The organism is Oscillatoria salina IIICB1, assembly GCF_020144665.1.
In the GTDB taxonomy this organism is placed as follows: domain Bacteria; phylum Cyanobacteriota; class Cyanobacteriia; order Cyanobacteriales; family SIO1D9; genus IIICB1.
Genome location: NZ_JAAHBQ010000016.1, coordinates 37,324 through 56,173, shown reverse-complemented (window position 1 = coordinate 56,173; position 18,850 = coordinate 37,324). Strand labels below are relative to the sequence as shown.

Annotated in this window: 18 protein-coding genes; 9 read left to right on the top strand and 9 right to left on the bottom strand. The window is 40.9% G+C overall.

Features of this window, described 5'->3' with window-relative positions:
- Nucleotides 1-11: 11 nt before the first annotated feature.
- From G3T18_RS06405 to G3T18_RS06385, 5 genes are all read right to left on the bottom strand, one after another.
- Nucleotides 12-1,175 carry a GuaB3 family IMP dehydrogenase-related protein gene (locus G3T18_RS06405; RefSeq protein ID WP_224409709.1) on the bottom strand — a complete coding sequence of 388 codons (1,164 nt, stop codon included), beginning with the start codon at nucleotides 1,173-1,175 and terminating at the stop codon, nucleotides 12-14.
- 187 nt (nucleotides 1,176-1,362) lie between these two features.
- A complete protein-coding gene (locus tag G3T18_RS06400) occupies nucleotides 1,363-3,201 on the bottom strand; it encodes a R3H domain-containing nucleic acid-binding protein (protein ID WP_224409708.1) in 1,839 nt (612 codons plus the stop codon).
- Between the two features lie 100 nt (nucleotides 3,202-3,301).
- Nucleotides 3,302-4,498, bottom strand: coding sequence for a circadian clock protein LdpA (gene ldpA, locus G3T18_RS06395; protein WP_224409707.1), 1,197 nt, complete (start codon nucleotides 4,496-4,498; stop codon nucleotides 3,302-3,304).
- Between the two features lie 339 nt (nucleotides 4,499-4,837).
- Complete coding sequence (locus G3T18_RS06390) at nucleotides 4,838-5,443, bottom strand: vWA domain-containing protein (RefSeq protein ID WP_318013938.1); 606 nt, start codon at nucleotides 5,441-5,443, stop codon at nucleotides 4,838-4,840.
- 255 nt (nucleotides 5,444-5,698) lie between these two features.
- Nucleotides 5,699-5,893, bottom strand: coding sequence for a hypothetical protein (locus G3T18_RS06385; RefSeq protein ID WP_224409705.1), 195 nt, complete (start codon nucleotides 5,891-5,893; stop codon nucleotides 5,699-5,701).
- A gap of 277 nt (nucleotides 5,894-6,170) precedes the next feature.
- Here G3T18_RS06385 and G3T18_RS06380 point away from each other — a divergent pair, with 277 nt between their 5' ends.
- Both G3T18_RS06380 and G3T18_RS06375 read left to right on the top strand, forming a co-directional pair.
- Nucleotides 6,171-7,160: a DMT family transporter gene (locus G3T18_RS06380; RefSeq protein WP_263480285.1), complete on the top strand. Its 990-nt coding sequence runs from the start codon at nucleotides 6,171-6,173 to the stop codon at nucleotides 7,158-7,160.
- A gap of 87 nt (nucleotides 7,161-7,247) precedes the next feature.
- Complete coding sequence (locus G3T18_RS06375; RefSeq protein WP_224409703.1) at nucleotides 7,248-8,270, top strand: HAD family hydrolase; 1,023 nt, start codon at nucleotides 7,248-7,250, stop codon at nucleotides 8,268-8,270.
- Nucleotides 8,271-8,407: 137 nt separating this feature from the next.
- Here G3T18_RS06375 and G3T18_RS06370 read toward each other — a convergent pair whose 3' ends face one another.
- The gene (locus G3T18_RS06370; protein ID WP_224409702.1) at nucleotides 8,408-8,554 is read right to left on the bottom strand and encodes a hypothetical protein; all 147 of its coding nucleotides are present in this window, start codon (nucleotides 8,552-8,554) and stop codon (nucleotides 8,408-8,410) included.
- A 94-nt stretch (nucleotides 8,555-8,648) separates the two neighbouring features.
- On the opposite strand from G3T18_RS06370, the gene G3T18_RS06365 reads away from it, so the two are divergent.
- From G3T18_RS06365 to G3T18_RS06335, 7 genes are all read left to right on the top strand, one after another.
- On the top strand, nucleotides 8,649-10,109 hold the full coding sequence (locus tag G3T18_RS06365) for an aspartate aminotransferase family protein (RefSeq protein ID WP_224409701.1): 1,461 nt from the start codon (nucleotides 8,649-8,651) through the stop codon (nucleotides 10,107-10,109).
- Nucleotide 10,110: 1 nt separating this feature from the next.
- Entirely contained in the window at nucleotides 10,111-11,445 is a 1,335-nt protein-coding gene (locus G3T18_RS06360; protein WP_224409700.1) for a class I SAM-dependent methyltransferase, read from the top strand.
- A 207-nt stretch (nucleotides 11,446-11,652) separates the two neighbouring features.
- Complete coding sequence (locus G3T18_RS06355; RefSeq protein WP_224409699.1) at nucleotides 11,653-12,639, top strand: alcohol dehydrogenase catalytic domain-containing protein; 987 nt, start codon at nucleotides 11,653-11,655, stop codon at nucleotides 12,637-12,639.
- 11 nt (nucleotides 12,640-12,650) lie between these two features.
- Nucleotides 12,651-13,322, top strand: coding sequence for a hexitol phosphatase HxpB (hxpB, locus tag G3T18_RS06350; RefSeq protein WP_224409698.1), 672 nt, complete (start codon nucleotides 12,651-12,653; stop codon nucleotides 13,320-13,322).
- Between the two features lie 21 nt (nucleotides 13,323-13,343).
- Nucleotides 13,344-14,381 carry a zinc-dependent alcohol dehydrogenase gene (locus tag G3T18_RS06345; RefSeq protein ID WP_224409697.1) on the top strand — a complete coding sequence of 346 codons (1,038 nt, stop codon included), beginning with the start codon at nucleotides 13,344-13,346 and terminating at the stop codon, nucleotides 14,379-14,381.
- Between the two features lie 19 nt (nucleotides 14,382-14,400).
- A complete protein-coding gene (glk, locus tag G3T18_RS06340; protein WP_224409696.1) occupies nucleotides 14,401-15,420 on the top strand; it encodes a glucokinase in 1,020 nt (339 codons plus the stop codon).
- On the top strand, nucleotides 15,421-16,272 hold the full coding sequence (locus tag G3T18_RS06335; RefSeq protein ID WP_224409695.1) for a DUF4037 domain-containing protein: 852 nt from the start codon (nucleotides 15,421-15,423) through the stop codon (nucleotides 16,270-16,272).
- A gap of 274 nt (nucleotides 16,273-16,546) precedes the next feature.
- On the opposite strand, the gene G3T18_RS06330 is transcribed toward G3T18_RS06335, so the two are convergent.
- The 3 genes from G3T18_RS06330 to ndhN form a co-directional block, all read right to left on the bottom strand.
- The gene (locus G3T18_RS06330) at nucleotides 16,547-17,317 is read right to left on the bottom strand and encodes a salt stress protein, Slr1339 family (protein WP_224409694.1); all 771 of its coding nucleotides are present in this window, start codon (nucleotides 17,315-17,317) and stop codon (nucleotides 16,547-16,549) included.
- Between the two features lie 107 nt (nucleotides 17,318-17,424).
- A complete protein-coding gene (locus G3T18_RS06325; protein WP_224409693.1) occupies nucleotides 17,425-18,030 on the bottom strand; it encodes a vWA domain-containing protein in 606 nt (201 codons plus the stop codon).
- A 45-nt stretch (nucleotides 18,031-18,075) separates the two neighbouring features.
- On the bottom strand, nucleotides 18,076-18,552 hold the full coding sequence (ndhN, locus tag G3T18_RS06320) for an NAD(P)H-quinone oxidoreductase subunit N (RefSeq protein WP_224409692.1): 477 nt from the start codon (nucleotides 18,550-18,552) through the stop codon (nucleotides 18,076-18,078).
- Nucleotides 18,553-18,850: the final 298 nt, after the last annotated feature.

The following is an 18,850-nucleotide window of genomic DNA, read 5'->3' as shown; positions in this document are numbered from 1 at the left end:
CACCTAAAAAATTACTTACCCATACCTAATTGTTGCGCCTTTTGATAAACCTTACCTTCTGTTAGTAAAGAAGGAGCAATTACAACTTCAACTTGTTGCATTTCTTGGAGATTTTTCGCGCCTAAAGTTCCCATACTGGTTTGTAAAGCACCTAAAAGATTGTGCGTACCATCGTCCAATTTAGCTGGACCGCGCAGAATTTCTTTAAGAGTACCAGTGGAACCAACCTTGATGCGAGTACCGCGAGGTAAAACTGGGCTAGGTGTCGCCATACCCCAATGATAATCTCTGCCTGGGGCTTCTTTCGCACGAGCGATGGGAGAACCAATCATGACCGCATCTGCACCACAAGCGATACACTTACAAATATCGCCACCAGTGACAATCCCGCCATCAGCAATAACCGGGACATAATTACCTGTTTCTGCATTATAGTCGTCTCGTGCTGCAGCACAATCAGCGATCGCTGTCGGTTGTGGTACTCCTACACCCAAAACGCCGCGAGAAGTACAAGCAGCCCCCGGACCAATACCGACTAAGATAGCAGCCGCGCCTGCTTTCATCAAATTCAAAGCGACTTCATAAGTAACGCAGTTACCCAAAACCACAGGTATCGGCATTTCCTGGCAAAATTGAGCTAAGTCTAGCGGTGTTATCGACTCCGGCGATAAATGCGCTGTCGAAACTACTGTAGCTTGGACAAAAAATAAATCCGCCCCTGCTTCAGCTACAGTTTCGCCAAACTTTGACGCGCCCGCAGGTGTCGCACTAACCGCAGCGATACCACCTTTATCCTTAATTTCCTTAACGCGCTGTTGAATTAATTCTGGTTTAATGGGTTCGCTATAAAGTTCCTGCATCAAACCCACAAACTCATCCTTCCCAACCGAGGCAATGCGGTCTAAAATTGGTTTTGGATTGGGATAGCGAGTTTGAATTCCTTCTAAATTCAAAACGCCCAATGCTCCCAACTCTGACAGCAAAACTGCCATGCGTGCGTCAACCACACTATCCATTGCACTAGCAATAATGGGAATGTCGCGCTCAATGCCCCCTATTTGCCAGCGTGTATCTGCCAAACTAGGGTCTAAGGTTCGCTGTCCCGGAACTAAAGCAATTTCATCTATTCCGTAGGCTCTCCGAGCCTTTTTACCCCTACCGATTATAATATCCACGCTTGTTCACCGTTCCCAAACTTATTCAGATAGGCTACCAAATTTTTGTTGCTCTTGGCTAATCCCAACTTAAATCGAGTTGATAATTGGCAATAAAATCAGTAAAGTTTTACACCAATTAACAGTAATTGAGGAAGGAGAACATTTTTTCTTTGTTTATGCTCCTTCCTCAATTATGATTAATCAATCAAGCTGGATAAATTCGCAGTCGTCGATTAGGTTCTTCGCCGAAACTATCAGATTTCAGGCGATAATGTTCGACTAGCTCGTGCTGCATCTTGCGGACTTTTGCCGATCGCGGTAATAATTCTACTGGCTGTCCGTTGGGAATGACAATTTGCTCTACGGCTAGTCTGGCTTCTTCTAAGGCTTCGATTTCGTCGTCGTTACCACTTTGGGTAAATAAGCGTAAATCGACGGCTTCAGGCGTGCGGGGGTCGTCCATATTCAGTAAACGCCGCAAAGCACGAGTAATCTGAGCGGTATTGCCTGATTTGACTGCATGAATTGGCAGTTGGCGGTGTTTCGCCATTTGCTTGAGTTTCGAGTGATGTTTGATGTGCGATCGCAAAGCTAAAATTGCATCAGCATTTTCTAGGTCTTTTGTCAAGACTACAGGCAAATTTAAAATCTCGATTACTTGGTCGAGGAGATTGCGGCTGATGCCGTAAGGATAGATATACACGGGCAAATCTTCGCCGTTGGGTCCGGGAGTCCGGATTTTCTCGCCCAGTGCTTCTTGCTGATGCCAAGATTTATCGAGCATCCGCTCAAAATCGTTACTAGGTGCAGCATAGCGCGTTTTCGTCGAACTGGGTACAGGCTGCATTCGTCCTGATGCTCGCCAGCCGACTGGTTGTTCGGGTGCGGAAATACGCGTACCCAGTGGTGCAGTTGCAGGAAGCGATCGCTCTTGTCGAGAACCGGAAAATCTCTCTAACTCTTTAACTTCTATCTCACCTCGATCGTTAACCGTTCTCAATTGGGGTTGTGGCTCTTTTCCCCGCAACAAGAGATCGACGGTTTGCGACACATCAGGATGCACAATCCAAGTTTGTCGCTCTTGCATTTCAATGGCAATTTCAAATGTTGGCGGTGCTTTACGTTCTAAAACAGTCTTTTGAGAACCCCGCCGTCTGGCTTCGTCGTCTCCGAGGGTAACAGCTTGAATCCCGCCTACTAGATCTGATAAAGTAGGATTCTTGATTAAATTTTCGATTTGATTGCCGTGAGCCGTACCCACTAATTGTACGCCTCGTTCGGCTATGGTTCTGGCAGCAAGAGCTTCTAATTCTGTACCGATCTCATCAATGACGATTACTTCCGGCATATGATTTTCCACTGCCTCGATCATCACTTGATGTTGTAATTCCGGACGAGCAACTTGCATTCTTCTTGCACGACCGATCGCTGGATGAGGAATATCACCATCACCAGCAATTTCGTTGGAAGTGTCGATAATTACGACTCTTTTTTCGAGATCGTCGGCTAAAACTCTGGCAATTTCCCGCAAAGCTGTAGTTTTGCCGACACCGGGACGACCTAAAAGTAAAATTGACTGTCCGGTTTCTACCAAATCCCGAATCATGCCAATTGTGCCAAAAACCGCTCGACCTATGCGACAGGTTAAACCAATAATCTCTCCAGTGCGGTTTCGCATCGCGCTAATGCGGTGCAAAGTACGTTCGATACCAGCCCGATTATCACCACTAAAGATGCCGACTCTCTCGATGGAATATTGCAAATCTTCGTGAGAAATAGGTGTTTGAGTCAGGTACTCCGCGCGATCGGGAAAACGAGCTTCGGGTAGTCTTCCTAAATCCATGACTACTTCGATTAAGTTATCTCGTTTAGGATGTTTTTCTAATACCGTACGAATTTTTGCTGGCAGAATTGCTAGTAATTGGTCGAGATTATCAGTTACTTCCGTTCTTCTGGTTGTCTGATTGTTTTTCTGCACAGTTGAGGATGTTTCAGAAGCTAACACCTGTTGTTCTCGAAAATCGATCTTCTTGGGGTTCACCATTACAAATTGGATTAGTCAATTTTTAGGGGTTAGTTATCAGTTGTGAGAATTGAGCCTTAGTTAAGGGAAAATAGTGCAGTAAGTAATGTCGATCATGTTTTTAGTGAATGGGTAAAGGGTTTGCGGAAAAAGATTTAACTTGAGACACGAGAGAATGTGCTAACATCACAGCTTGCCAAAGCAAATTAGGGTCATTTTCTAATTTAGGTAGAGGATAAGCTGAATTAGCCTCGTTGGTTTGCCGATCGCCTTTTTCTAAACGATCGAGAATTGGTGCAAGCCGCGATCGTGCGTAACTTCCATAAGCAACTCCTGCTATCTGATGAGAAGAAAAATCAAGTTTTGCTTGTAAATTTACTCCCCAATTCGACTGGAAACTCTGAGTAGTTTCCCCCTCAAAGTTAAGTCTTTCTCTGCTGTTTAAAAGCCCAGCTTTGGCTAACTTGGTAACGGTATGATTGTTCGTTCCGCCCGCAAGCTGAATGTATCCTGGTAATTTGGTTTGGAGGACTTTTTGCGCTAATTTAATTGAGGCGCTAGTCGTACCTTTGCCAATGTCGCCACTCATCGGACGACCATCGGTTTGCCAAATTAACGGACAAGGTAAAGGCGAAATTACTGCATAGAGAAAGTGTAAATAATCCTCTAAATTTGCACCATCGGGACAGCTAATTGCTAGCAACTTAAGTCGATCTACCCAAGGTGCGATCGCTTGCCAAATTCTCTGGAAATCTTGTTCGTGTCCTACTTGGGTATGAATTTCAATCGCATCAATTCCCGACTCCAGAATTAATGGCGCGATCGCCTCTGGCGTATATACATAAGAGCGTGCAAAAATCAACCCCTCTGGACAGACAGGAATACACCTACCGCAACCGTAACAGCGTTCGTCAATGACTCCAAATTTAGCCCGATCCAAATCGCTAATCGCCTCTGCCGGACAAATTTGCTGACAGGGACGCGAACATTCTGGCGGACATTGAGTTGAGTCAAATTCTGCTTTGCGAAAATGAGGATCTTCCCCATCGTTTAAACTGACCATCAGCCAAGGCAAGCTACGATAGCCAAACCCCCTTGCAGTAGCAGCTTCGGCAAACTTCTCAGCAACCGCTAGCGCCTCCTTCGCCGCCGCGATCGCCGCAGGATCTGCCGCTACATCAATACAGTCAGCACCCGCTAAGGTATAAGCTAAGGTGAGACTACGCACCGCAGGGAGGTGTTGGAAACTGGCTCCGCAAATTAGTTTGAACCAGTGACCTAACTTTAGAGAATGTAAGGGATAGTACAGTTCGCTCACCCTTATATCCTAATATTCCTGACCACAAAAATGATGCTCTCTTAGGCATGATTTTCCAGCCGGAAAGTAAATTTTGGTTAAATTTTACTATCTTGGGTTGCCATCAACACTAAATGTGTGGTAATCAACACTCATTCCTCTACATCTAGCGACTGACTCTTCATCTCCTCCTTGCTCGCAACTCTAATCTTTGAACCAAAAATTTAAGTAAATCATCTGAAACCAACTTTGTAGTATTACTTGTAATATTATACTACAAAGTAAATCATTGTCTAGAGATCGAATTAGCCCGCGTAGGCGGGCTTTGTGCATCTAGCGGGCTACTATCTCTTAATCCAATTAATCAATAACAGCATTCAGCAAAACCTCAGCCAGAGTCACCTCTTCCATATCATCCATCGTAATCGTATCGACAATATCGAAAGCCGCCCCCGCACTTTGTAACTGGTCATCCAAAGCCTTGAGAAACTCAGTTGCCATTTTATCTGTACCAACCTGAATCAGAGAAATACCCAACTCCTCATCGCGATCGATTTGACGCGAAGCCTCAATAATCGTCCGCATCACCGCTTTGCGATCGTCAGGTTCCCCATCAGTAATCACTAAAATTGTTTCTCCATTCGGCTTCGTTTGTCCTGCTGCCTTACGCTGAAAATAATTATTCAAAGCATCTTGTAACACCGAAGCCAGATCGGTACGCCCCATCGGATCGTTTTCCGCAAAAACTTGAGAAACCTTATCCGAAGTCACATTATCGTAACGTCTGAACCGCCCAGAAAACAAATAAACTGTAATCCCATCCGGGTCAAACTGTTCGCACTTTCTCGCTAACGCCAGCGTAGACTCTTGTACAGCCTGCCAGCGACTTTTACCTCCTGGCTGGTCTTGAGTGGACATACTGCCACTTTTGTCAATAATTAGGGTATAATCGCGATCTTCCACCAAAGAACCTCCTTCCATCTTGGATATAACCTCCTAATCTTAGTTATTTCCCCATCTAGGTTATCTGACGTTTCTGCATATCCAGAAGAATCTCTATATTTTTTTTGCCTAATCACTCATATAGTGACTAAACTAGCATTTGTTGGCAATATTTTCGCTCGAAGGAACCTGAAAACGCCTCGATCGCCTCTTTTTGTCGTAACTTCGCCAATACTAGCCGATCGGCTTGCTCGGCTAAATTTCAACCCGAATTGGGAATTAATTTCTTGACAAATTCTCTTCCCTGTGAATTTGCTTCCATTTAACACTTGCGGCACTACCGCTTCCACATCTGCGATCGCTAGCAAACTTTCTCGTTGTTGCTGGCGAATTTGATTCAGGCGATCGGTTAATTACCGGATAATGTTGAATATTGACATATGTTTGAATAATATGTATTAATGTGATGGACACTTATTCCGTTTAAGTAATTAAAAGCAGCTACCTTAGTCTTCAAAATGGCTAAATTATCGAGGAGAAGTAAGAGTCGTTATTCTTTCGATAAAAAGCACATCCCAATTAACTATAGAGGTTACTATCCCTATAAGCAGGGCTGGTTCAGTCTATCTTCAAGTATTAATTTAATAACGACTTAAATTCTTAGCCATATACTCAATAAAAACCAATGATCGTTAAGAAACTGGTATTAAGAGAAGACAAGGAAAACTCGGATAGTAACGCGATCGCCCTAATGGGATTGATTATTGCACTAATAGCACTTTCTATAACAGCAATATTGATCAGAATTTGTCTTCAAGAAAATAGTGCTAATACAATTGTTTTCAACCGTCTTTGGATGGCTAGTTTATGTTTTGGTGTATTGAATGGAATTAGTCAATTCCGCACGCCAAAATCAAATCAGTCCTCCGAATTACCAAATCAATCCTCTGAATCAGAATCGTCCTATAAAATAGGAGATATTTTACTTTTTGTAGGGGTTGCAATCTTTCATTTATCAGGCAGATTACTTTGGACTATATCCATAGGTCAAACCAGCATAGCTAATGCTAATGTCTTAGGCTCCTTAACACCATTATTTGTTACCCTAGGAGCATGGTTATTCTTAAAGCAGCGTTTTGATTCTCGTTTCTTGCTTGGTCTATTACTTGCTATAGTAGGAACGACAGTTTTAGCGTATGAAGATTTCTTCAAATCAAGCAGTAGTTTTATCGGAGATTCGATTGCTTTATCGTCTTCCTTATTTTATGCAGTTAACTTTCTCATTCTCGAAAAACTGCGAGTTAAGTTTAACGTAGAAATCATCCTATTTTGGCGTTGTTGTTTAGGCGCAATTTTTATGCTTCCAGTCGTCCTAATCTGGGAAGAGCAATATTTTCCAATTGGTTGGACGGGATGGTTAGCTATTGTTTGTTTGGCATTGATCTGTGAAGTAGTGGGACATGGTTTAGTAGTCTATAGTCTCAAGCACTTTTCTTCAAGCTTTGTTTCTTTAGTTTTACTTCTCGACCCCATAGTTGCTGGTATTTTAGCTTGGATAATTTTTGCCGAACACTTAAGTGTTTTTAACGTAGTGGGTTTTGCAATAATAATGCAAGGAATCTATCTAGCCAAAACTGGTCAAGGTGCTGATAAATCAAACGATACAACAGAAGATCTAGCCAGCCAGACAACAGAAGAGCTAGAACCGATAAACGAAGGTGAACAATTAAGTTTGTTCTAAATCTACGGGAGAAAGCAGTTTAGTTAGTAGTTGCTTTTCTCCCCACAGCCCCTTACAGTGTGAGTCTCCAGCAAGTATTTATTTAAGATGAAAATATCTGACGAGAAGAAAAAGCATTTTTACCAAATAACTACCTTATTCGTTCTGACGATCGCCTTTATTAGTTATTTACTTTCGCAAAATTTAGTTGCCCAAGCCCAAACAATCGATCCTCTCCCCAGTTGGAATCAAGGAATTGCCAAAACGTCAATAATTGAATTTGTAAACCGGGTTACCACAGAAGACAGTCCTGATTTTGTTCCTCTAGAAGATCGCATTGCCGTTTTTGATAATGATGGTACCCTTTGGCCCGAAGAACCTTTTATTCAAATGATGTTTGTTAAGGAACGGTTAAAATTAATGGTAAAAACCTTTCCGAGTTTACAAGACAAACAACCGTTTAAAGCCGCATTAGAAGATGATAACGACTACTTTGATACTCATAAAAGAGAAACAGGAATGATAGTATTTGCTGCCGCTTTTGCTAATATGCCCGAAAAGGAATATCAAGCAGAAGTAAAAGCTTTTTTTGCTAAAGCTAATCATCCTACCCTAAATATTCTTTATACTGAGGTTGCTTATCAACCGATGGTAGAATTAATGGAATATTTACGGAATAATGACTTTCAAACTTGGATTTGTTCGGCAGGTGCATTGGATTTTATTCGGGCAATTTCTTTAAAAATGTATGGGATTCCACCTCAACAAGTAATTGGCAGTTCTACCATCAAAGAATTAACTGCAAAAGATGGTAAATTGGTACTTTGGCGAAAAGATGAACTTAATTTATATAACGACCAGCTAGCGAAACCAGTTTCCATCGATCTCTTCATTGGTAAGCAACCTATTTTTGTAGCTGGAAATGTTCGCTCAGAGGGAGATATTGGAATGTTAACTTATTCTCAGATACAAGAAAACCCCTCTTTTCAATTACTGATCGATCATGATGACAAACAGCGAGAATTCGCTTACTCAGAACCAGGTGATGTTTCTTTGAATGCAGCACGAAAAAATAACTGGCAAGTTGTCAGTATGAAAAATGATTGGAAATTGATCTTCAATAGTAAGTAACCTGAGTTAGAGGTAAAAAAAAGGCGATATAGTAAGTAAAAATGCCCAAAAGCTTACCATTAAACCCCATCCGATCGTTGAATAATATAACTAGAAATGGGCGCGATCGCTTGTACAACTACAAAGTCATTTAGTTATTAACTCCTGCTAAAAAATAAAAATCTTTCTTGAGATAGATAACGAGCGATCGCTACTCGTGAAATGCTTCTGTCACTCTCCGAAATCAAGAAATAATCAACATGAGAATCGATCGAAAAAGAGAAAATGACAGAGATTTTTTTCATATATATTTATATATTGACATTCGCAGATCGAGTGAGCCATAATTGGGTTAACTGAAGGTTAAATCAACTAAACTTTGAGGTTATATACTGAAAAATGACTGACTTTATTGATTTTGAGTTGAAGGAGATAATTTCCAATGATAGACTACATCAAGTAACAGAAATAAAACAAATAGTTACTGACAAAACTAAAGTTAATAGTAATGAGCTTCGGGAAATCGATCGAGAATATCTTTCCTGGGGAGATACAGTACATTATCAGAAAAGACCGATTATTGTTAATGGCTGTCAAGGCGGACTCATTTTTGATGATGAAGGACACTCCTACATAGACACAGGAATGTGGCATTCTAGCTGTAACTTTGGTTATCGAAATCCTGAAATTGAAACAGCAGTTGTCAAACAAATGGGGATTTTACCTCAAGCAAATGGAGATTTTTTACACCAAGAAAAATTATTAATTGCCAAAGAAGTTGTTAATGCGATTTATGAAAGAACGGGAGTAAAAGGTCGAGTTTCTTTCAATGTTGGTGGAGCTTTAGTTGTTGAAGATGCCCTAAAAATCGTCCGCAAAAATACAGGAAAAAATAAAGTAGCGGTAATGATGGGAGCCTATCACGGGCGTTCTTTAGGAACCCTTAATCTTTCGAGCAGCCATCGCTATCGGGAATATTATAACGAATTTCCAGAAAAGTCGATTATGTTTCCCTTTGCTAACTGTCAGCAATGCTTTTACGAAAAAGAGCGAGAAAGCTGCGATCTCTACTGTGCCAAAATGATTCGGAAAGCATTTTCTAATGAGTATTATGGCATTGCTAGTGTTAACAGTTCAGAAGTAGGTGCTGTTGTCATCGAACCCTGTCAAGGTCGAGGTTATACCATTCCCCCTAAAGACTTTTACCGCAACTTTGTTGAAGACTTAAAACAGCGAAATATTCTCGTAATTGATGATGAGATTCAAGTCGGTATGTATCGCACGGGAAAACTATTTGCTTTTGAACACTTTGGCTTTGTACCCGATATAATTACCCTCAGTAAATCCTTTACCAATGGATTAAGTCCAGTAAGTTTAGTTTGGGCGAGAGAAGACTTAGTACATCCGGAAAAATTCACCCCTGGTCATGCTCATAGTAACTTTGCTAATCATCCTCTAGGAACTGCTTCTGCCTTGGCTTCATGGCGTTATATGTTAGCACAGAACTATGAAACATCAATCCCCCAAAAAAGTCAATATTTTCTTGAGCAATTACAAACACTTCAAGCTCGTTATCCCTTTGTGTATAGTGTGGATGGGTTAGGATTATTGCTCAACATGGTATTTGCTGATGAGAAAGGGCAACCCTACAACAATTCAGCCAATTTAGCTGCCGCGATCGCCCAAGATAATGACTTTATTTGGGATAATCAAACTTGGCGGATGATTCTGCAAACTGGCGGTTATAATTTGAATGTTATTAAATTAGCCCCTCATCTTGATATCACTTACGAAGAAATCGATCGGATGATTGGGGTATTAAATCAAGTTCTACAAAAATTGGGCAAGGAGTTAAGATGAAATGAATTGTATTAGCGTTGATGACTTAGTCAATAACTTAGCAGCTCTACGGTTAGATAGTCCAATGGCAATCATTGGCACCAAGGCAGGCAAAATTTTTGATATTTTAGCTAAAAAATGGGGACTTTCCTCAAAAAAGATAACACAATATATCGACAAAGATCTCGAAGCCATTACCTCTTCGGAAGGGGAAAAAACCGAATATAACCTTATCATTCTGCTTCCCGATATTTTAGCACAAATCTATCAAATAGAAGAACGGTATCAAAAAATTGTTGCTTTAGCTCAAAAATTACGTCGCGATGGACGAATTGTTATTTTGGTCGTCGATCCAGGCAATTTAGGATTGATGGAGAGACGTTGGGATGATAGTATCGAGACCAGAGAAAGCAGAACTCAATTAGCAGAAGTAAATTGGATTAAGGGCATTCGTCATTGCGAGTCTGAAGGAACAACCGCGATTATTACTCGCTCAGAACTTCTACTAAGTTTTGCGACTGCCAACTTAACTATAGAGGAAGAACCCCTCACAAAGGTAAATAATTATCCATCTCTAGGTTTACAGCGATTTATCGCCCGTAAGGAATTGCATTCTCCCTATTCTAACGGACAGCTTTATAATCTACTGGTTACTCTCCCAGAAGCATATAAAGAATTTGTCCTCTCTTATATTACTCCTGGAATGGAAGTTTTAGAATTAGGTTCCGGGACAGGGCGATTTAGTTTACCCTTGCTAGAAAAAGGAGCAAAAGTTACCGGGATAGAAATTGAGGAAAGATTGCTAAATGAAGCCAAAATAAATCTTAGTCAATGGTTAAAAAAAGAAAAGCTTGAACTGATTCATGGAGATATTTCCCTTTTTGACTTAAAACGGCAATTTGATTTTGCTTTTTTATCAGGAGAAATTTTAAGCTATCTCCCAGAGGTCGAAAAACGTCACCAATTTTTTCAATGTGTCTCAGCACATTTGCGAGAGAAAGCACGTCTGTTAATTATTCTAGACAATCCTGCTATCTATATGCACAGAGGATATCGTCGAACTCGTACTCGTCAGCGTCAATTATCTGATGGAAGTATCCTCAGAATCACGGAAGATCGAGCTTACGATCCTGTAGGAATGTATCAAATGGGAATTGAACAATATTCCATATCATCCGAAGAAACATTTTTTCAAGGGAGTCATTCTCTAAAACATGGAATTATTCTAACTGATGAAATTCGCTTACAAGCTCATTTAACAGGATTAAAACTGGTAGAGACATATGGAAACTATCAACGAGAAAAGTTACTTCCTTCCTCGGACAGAGCTATTTATGTTTTAGAAAAAGTTCCCTAACTAAGTAAGAAGAAAGAGTTTGAGGTTTTGTACTATAGCAGCAAACAAGTTGGTAAGGATATCCTCATTGTTGGCAAAATTTGCTAACATATGCTTCGCTCGTTGTTTACTTGTCGCTGCTATAAAAGCTCAACTACAAAGTTGAAATTTACAACAGTTTAAAAGTAAGGTAATCAAATAATATTTTTGTGTTAAATTAATAATTTAATGAAAGCAATGAAAGCAGCAATTTTATCTCAATCTAAACAAATAGAAATCCGTCAAGTTCCCACACCACAAACTTCTCAACCAGACGAATTAGTGGCTGATGTTAAATTTGTGGGAGTATGTAAAACTGACCAACAATTGATGCAGACGGGGATAGAAAAAGACTGTATTTTAGGTCATGAAGTCGTTTGTAGTTTACCCGAACGGAGCGGTCATTTTGCTTTAAATAACGAGCTTTCTTGTGGTAAATGTAGTTATTGTGTTGAAGGATTAACCAGTCATTGTCTTAACCTTAAAGAATTGGGAGTTAATGAAGATGGCGGGTATACTGAGAAAATTTGCGTACCTAAAAATGCCTTACACCCGTTTCAATTTTCTAATCCCGCTTTAGGGGTTTTAATTGAGCCGTTAAGTTGTGCCGTTCATGGATTCAACCGCATTTTAGCTACCCTTAAATTACTCCCGGTTTCTCAACCCAAAACCCTAGTGATTGGTGGGGGAATTTCCGGCACATTAATGACCTATTTACTCGATCGCTCACCTGAGTTTCAAGGACAAATATCCCTTTACGATATTACGCCAAATCAACTACCTTGGCTAGATAAATTAGGAATAGAAAGAGTAGAAAAACCAGAGCCAGATCGCTTTCATTTAGCGATCGAATGTTCCGGTTCACCTGGTGGATTAAAGATGGCTTTCGCTTTAGTGCGTAAAGGTGGTTTGGTGTTTATTTATGGGGTTCCCAAACCCGATATTACCTTACCCATGTCTCCCCAGGAATTATTTATGCAAGAGGTGACAGTTTTAACCTCTTTTGCGGGTGCAACAGACGCAACCATTACAGCCGCTATCGACTATATCAAACAAGATGAAGCCTTTTTTGAGAAACTGTTAGGAAAATTTATTCCCCTGGAACAACTGTCCCAGGAGTTAACCTATTGGAGTCCTCAACCAGGAACAAGAACGGTGGTAGATTTAGAGGCTTAAGGGATTTTTCCATGAAAAAAAGACAAAAAGCCTTTATTTTTGACATGGATGGGTTACTTATTGATAGTGAACCCTTGTGGCAACAAGCTGAAATAGAAGTATTTGAAACTATTGGTATTTCTCTGACTAAGACAATGTCTTCTGAAACAATGGGGTTACGAACCGATGAAGTGGTTAAATATTGGGCGGATAAATTCCCTAACATTTCTTTTAACCAACCTCAAATTGTTGAGAGACTTATCAACCGCATGAAGGAACTAATTATAACCGTTGGACAAGCAATGCCTGGTGCGATCGAGGCAGTACAACTATGTAAAAAAATGAAGGTTCCTTTGGGTTTAGCGACCTCATCTTCGATGACATTAGTGACTAGTGTTTTACAACGATTAGAATTAACCAATGTGTTTGAGGTCATTACCTCAGCAGAAAAAGAACCCTTCGGCAAACCCCATCCTGCTGTTTATCTTACTGCCAGCGATCGCCTAGGCATACCAGCCACTAACTGTATTGCTTTTGAAGACTCCCTTAACGGTGTTATCAGTGCTAAAGCAGCCAGAATGAAATGTATTGCCGTTCCCTCCCCAGAAAGTAGAGAAGAACCACAGTTTGCCTTAGCCGATGTCACTCTCAGTTCCCTCGAACAAATTACTCAATCTCAGCTTGAGGAATTTCTTAAACTATAAGATTATTGATTGGAGGTGCTGATGACAACCATGCAAGTTGCAGTTTGGTATGGAGCAGGTCGTGAAAACTTTCGTTTAGAAACTAGAGAACGACCCTCCCCAAAACCAGGAGAAGTCTTAATTCAAGTTAAAAAATGCTTTTTTTGTGCGATGCACGCTAGGGCTGTTTTAGTCGGTCATGCTAAACATACTCCCCCTGTCATCTTTGGTCGGATGTTTGCCGGAGACGTGGTAGCAGTGGGAGATGGGGTAACTCATGTTCGAGAAGGAATGCGAGTTACAGTCAACCCAGAAAAGCCCTGCGGTGACTGTTTTTATTGTCAACGGGAAGAATTTGGTCATTGTCTGTTTCCCACTAAGTTACAATCCGGGGCGATGGCTGAATATGTCTATATTCCCCCAACGCTGGTTCAGGGGATTTTTGAATTACCTGCCTCAATTCCCTATGAATTTGCTGCTTTTACCGAAACCCTTGCTTGCATCCTTCAGGGAATGGACTTATCTCACATTAAACTGGCTGACTGTGTGGTGATTATCGGGGATGGGGGTGTGGGACTCGCTTTTACCCAATTAGTCCGGTTGAGAGGGGCAACCAAAATCATTGTTGCTGGAAAACACGATGAATCTTTGCAACAAGCAACAGAATTGGGGGCGACTCGAACTGTCAATATCAGCAAAGAGTCTCTTCAGGAAGTGGTAAGGGCAGAAACGGGAGAATATGGGGCTGATGTAGTGATTGAAGCCGTCGGTTCTGGACAAACCTATGAAGAATCCTTGACGCTCTTACGATCTGGCGGGACGGCTGTAGGGTTTGGTGGAACGCCCCCAGGAACTAAGTTTCAAGGAGATCCGAATTTAATTCATTATCGTTCTCTCAAGATTTATGGAAGTTATCGTTATGCTCCCCATCATTTTCGTCAGGCTCTAGACCTAATTTGTACTCAGGCGATCGACCTTAAACCCATTGTTACTCATGAAGTTCCTTTCGCCAATTTGACAAGAGATGGGGTTGATATTCATAATCAAGAGAATTGTCGATCTTTGGTCATTAATTTTTAAGTTGTGAGGAGTTTTATTGATGATTTTAGCAGGTGATTTAGGTGGAACAAATTGTAGATTAGCTGTGTTCGACATGGATTTATCCGTAGTTACACAAAAAATTTATAAATGTAGAGATTACGATTCTTTTGAGGCGATCGTCGAACATTTTATTACTAACTGTGAATATTCGCTAAAAGCTGCTTGTTTTGGCTTACCTGGTCCAGTTAAGCAAGGTAAATGTAAATTAACTAACTTACCTTGGCCCGAAATTGATGCTACTAAGTTAGTGGAAGTCAGTGGAGGACTCCCCGTCAAGTTACTTAATGATGTAGAGGCTAATGCTTACGGACTGAAGACATTACAAGAAGATGAGCTAGTGACGTTAAATGAGGGCGATCCCATCCCAGGGGGAAATTGCGCGATCGTTTCTCCGGGAACAGGTTTGGGAGAAGCAGCACTTATTGAAGTGGAAGGTAGAAGTCATGCGATCGCTTCTGAGGGTGGACACGCTGATTTTGCCCCATTAAATGAGCTTCAGATGGATTTGGTTAAATATGTGCAGCAAAAATACCGACGGGTGAGTTATGAAATTATGTTAGGGGGTCCGGGTTTAGTTTGGATGTATGATTTTCTGCTCGATCGCTCTAATACTACCACCCCTGAATGGTTAGCTCAAGAAATGACTCAAGGGGATAAAGCGGCGGCTATTAGTAACGCAGCTTTAAATAACAAATGTCCTATTTGCGTGCAAGCACTGGATATGTTTGTTTCCATTTTAGGGTCTGAAGCCGCCAACGCTGCGGTCAAGTTTTTGGCTACTGGAGGAGTCTATATCGGTGGCGGAATTCCTCCTCGTATTCTCAATAAGCTACAAGAACCCCTATTTATGGAAAATTTCCTCAATAAAGATAAGATGGTCAATTTCTTAAAGGGGATTCCGATTTATGTCATTCTTAACGATAAAGCGGCTTTACAGGGGGCTGCTTGGTATGGGAAGAGAATCATTTCTTCTCCCTTGATCAGTTCGTTGGAAACTAAGAATCCAGGTAAAGATTAGATGTTTTCTCAATATTTTATGGGGAATCCTAGCATTCCCCCATTAGCGGAACAGGTAGCTGCTGAATTTGCGGTTCTCCCTCAAGTTGTCGCAATCGCTTGGGCAGGTTCGCGGACGAATCAAGCCTCAGATGAACAGTCAGACTATGATTTTTATGTCTATATAGAAGAGGATATTCCTATCGAAATTAGAACCGCGATCGCCAAAAAGTTTGCCCAGAAAATAGAAATAAATAATCAATTTTGGGAAACGGGTGATGAGTGGATTGTGACAGAGTTGGGAATAGGGGTTGATATTATGTATCGTAATCCTCAGTGGATCGAAGGCGAAATCGATCGCACTTTGATTCACCATCAAGCATCGGTAGGTTATTCTACTTGTTTATGGTGGAATGTCTTAACTTCTGTGAGTTTGTTTGACCGAAATGGTTGGTTTAAGAAACTACAAGAAAAGTCTAAACAACCTTATCCTGAATCGCTGAAAAAAGCAATTATTGCTAAAAATTATCCCATCCTGAAGCAAAATATTTCTTCTTATACCCATCAGTTACAATTAGCAGTATCTCGCCAAGATCGCATCAGTGTTTTACATCGAACTACTGCATTGTTAGCCAGTTATTTTGATATTATTTTTGCGCTTAATTCTATCCCTCATCCAGGGGAAAAACGTATTCTTAAAAAAGTTCTGACACTTTGCGATAAAGTCCCTGAGAACTTAGCAGAACAAATTAATAATATTATTAATTCTTTGAATTCAGAATCGCAGTCAGTTTTATTGAATAATATTAATTTATTAGTCAATAATTTAGAACAGTTATTAATTGCTGAAGGTTTGTATAGCAATCCTCGATGACTTACGAGGTGACAAGTGGGTTGAAGCCAAGATGGGTAGAGAGTTTGCTCGTTTGGATTTACGATCTAATAAAGAAGATTTGCCAATGCGATGTTTGACAACTATATTAATGCTAGTTGGTTGAGCGTTGGTCATCAGGGATAAAATTTGCTTTAGTTGCTCTTTGCGACTAACTCGATCCAGCAATAAAAGGATATCTTTCCTGCGATCAACTACCAAGCATTTTTCAACACTCTTTGAGCAGAAAAACGGTAAAATTAAAGCTAATCTGAGTTTAAATTGAGCGAGTTTCTCGTAAAGCTTCTAGGTAATCGATCGCTGCTTCTAGTTTAGACTCGTAAGAATAGGAAAACTCTTCAAACCACAATCCTTCTTCGGAGTTGGGGTTTAAATTTTTCAGCCACTCTTTCGCTTTACTTTCTAAGGCTTTTCTACGTCGCTGTTGTCGCAGTTGTTCTTGTCTTTGTTGTTCTTTCAGTCGCAGTTGTTCTTGTCTTTGTTGTTCTTTAAGCTGTTCTTGTCGGCGTTTTTCTTCTTCGCGCTGTTTCTCTTCAAACTCAGATTTTAATTCGCCGAGAAAATTACTACTAGGCTGAGTATATCGTTGCTTGGAGGGACGTTTAACTTGTTGAGGTGGGGTAACTTGATTTTGCGGTTTTGGTTTGTTTTCTTTTACCTCAGACTCCACTGCTGCTAATAAGTCATCTAACCTGGAAGAAGATGACTCAGATGAGGTATTATTCAGATGAGAAGGGCGAGAAAAAGATTGCTGTTTACCTTGCTCAACCTCAGTTTTAACTTGATTTAATAAATTGTTGGTGAGGGAGTCAGTTCGAGATTGAGATTTAGGTTTTTCTGAATCTAATTCAGATTTTACTTCACTTAATAAATCGTCGATGGGGGAAGATTCCCGATTTTGTTTATTCATGGGTGAAGATGACTGATTTCGAGACTCTGACGGCTTGGGAGAGAGTTTTTCAGATTGGCGATCTTGGCGATCGCCTTCAGCTTTAATTTCCGCTAACAGATCGTCGATTGATTCCATTACTCTACCCCCTCTACGATAACCTACGACTCAGCCTAAGCTTCACCCAAAATGCTTACTTGGTGAGATCGACTTTTCACCAATTTAGTCTAGATTTGGCGATCGCTTTAATCAATAATCGCATTGAGTAACACTTCGGTGAGAGTCATATCTTCCATATCATCCAGCGTCACCGTATCCACAATGTCAAATTTAGCACCCGCCGATTGCAATTCATCGTCTAAAATCTTGAGAAACTTCTTCGCATCAGGATCGTTACCAACTTGAATAAACGAGATCGCTAACTCTTCATCTTTGTCAATACGTCGAGATGCTTCCACAATAACCCGCATCACCGCTTTGCGATCGTCAGGTTCACCATCAGTAACAACTAAAATAGTTTCTCCATTTGCTTTCGTTTGCCCTGCTGTTTTACGCTGAAAATAGTCATTAAGCGCATCTTCTAGGACTTTAGCTAAATCGGTACGCCCAGAAGGTTCATTTTCCTGAAAAATTTGTCCTACTTTATTGGCAGTAACGTTATCGTAGCGTCGAAACTTACCAGAAAAAGTATAAACCGTAATTCCATCCGGGTCTAACTCTTCGCACTTACTAGCTAGAGCTAGGGTAGACTCCTGCATCACGCTCCAGCGACTTTTGCCACCATACTGATCTTTTATCGACATACTGCCACTTTTGTCAATAATCAGTGTATAATCGCGTTCTTCAATCATGGGAGTCCCCCTTAGTTAGCTCTTTTATTTCCAGAGTATCAAATCTCAGGCAGCAGTTAAGGTTTCACTGAGAGGCTCCCAACGAAAATAGCGATCGCCACCTACTTCTAAGACCACTTTAATTCGTGGCTCTTGTTTCGGTAAAGCAGCTAAATACTCTTTTTCGCTTTGGGAAAGCACATATCCTTCAATAATCCACAATACCAACCCTTGAGAATTTGGTGGTAAAGTTTCTAGTTGATAACCAGCGATCGGTTGTGCAAAATAGATCGGTCCGACGGCTGCATCTTGACCAATAGTTTTTTTCCCTAAATGGGGTGGACGTACACCGTGAACCTGAGTCAAATAGGCTGATAAGTCTCCTAAACCTCTAGCCGTTAAATTTAATGTCGCATATCCCACCGCCCGCAATCTTCGCTGGTAGCGCCCTTCAAACCCACCTTCTAAAGGGGCGTATACTCCTAATGCGCCTGACTTTTCTAAGTCACGAATAAATGATTTCCCGCTTGCAATCAGTGCCATCGCGTTTGAATTTTTGTGAATATTTTGTTCGTATTTTAATATATGTGAGTGCTTAAGCTAGAATCAACTTTCGCCTGACTTGACTAATCGCTTGTCAAAAGTTAAGATAGACGATTGTGACCGCACGACCAAACTGCAACTCAATCAAATTGGGTCTGCGCAGAGGTGAATGCTGACTAGCTGGTGGGTTCTAGACTTGAGCTAGGAAAGCTTCTGCGGAACTTAAAAAGGCAAAGCTGACTTTCAGGTGTATACCTGAACAAAAAAAGTTTTGCCCGCGAGACAAAAAGCTAGCCCG

Excerpts from the sequence above, each read along its gene's own strand:
- G3T18_RS06400 (WP_224409708.1), bottom strand. The coding sequence starts at position 3,201 with ATGGTGAACCCCAAGAAGATCGATTTTCGAGAACAACAGGTGTTAGCT.
- G3T18_RS06380 (WP_263480285.1), top strand. The coding sequence starts at position 6,171 with ATGGGATTGATTATTGCACTAATAGCACTTTCTATAACAGCAATATTG.
- G3T18_RS06375 (WP_224409703.1), top strand. The coding sequence starts at position 7,248 with ATGAAAATATCTGACGAGAAGAAAAAGCATTTTTACCAAATAACTACC.
- G3T18_RS06370 (WP_224409702.1), bottom strand. The coding sequence starts at position 8,554 with ATGAAAAAAATCTCTGTCATTTTCTCTTTTTCGATCGATTCTCATGTT.
- G3T18_RS06365 (WP_224409701.1), top strand. The coding sequence starts at position 8,649 with ATGACTGACTTTATTGATTTTGAGTTGAAGGAGATAATTTCCAATGAT.
- G3T18_RS06360 (WP_224409700.1), top strand. The coding sequence starts at position 10,111 with ATGAATTGTATTAGCGTTGATGACTTAGTCAATAACTTAGCAGCTCTA.
- G3T18_RS06355 (WP_224409699.1), top strand. The coding sequence starts at position 11,653 with ATGAAAGCAATGAAAGCAGCAATTTTATCTCAATCTAAACAAATAGAA.
- hxpB (WP_224409698.1), top strand. The coding sequence starts at position 12,651 with ATGAAAAAAAGACAAAAAGCCTTTATTTTTGACATGGATGGGTTACTT.
- G3T18_RS06345 (WP_224409697.1), top strand. The coding sequence starts at position 13,344 with ATGACAACCATGCAAGTTGCAGTTTGGTATGGAGCAGGTCGTGAAAAC.
- glk (WP_224409696.1), top strand. The coding sequence starts at position 14,401 with ATGATTTTAGCAGGTGATTTAGGTGGAACAAATTGTAGATTAGCTGTG.
- G3T18_RS06335 (WP_224409695.1), top strand. The coding sequence starts at position 15,421 with ATGTTTTCTCAATATTTTATGGGGAATCCTAGCATTCCCCCATTAGCG.
- G3T18_RS06330 (WP_224409694.1), bottom strand. The coding sequence starts at position 17,317 with ATGGAATCAATCGACGATCTGTTAGCGGAAATTAAAGCTGAAGGCGAT.
- G3T18_RS06325 (WP_224409693.1), bottom strand. The coding sequence starts at position 18,030 with ATGATTGAAGAACGCGATTATACACTGATTATTGACAAAAGTGGCAGT.
- ndhN (WP_224409692.1), bottom strand. The coding sequence starts at position 18,552 with ATGGCACTGATTGCAAGCGGGAAATCATTTATTCGTGACTTAGAAAAG.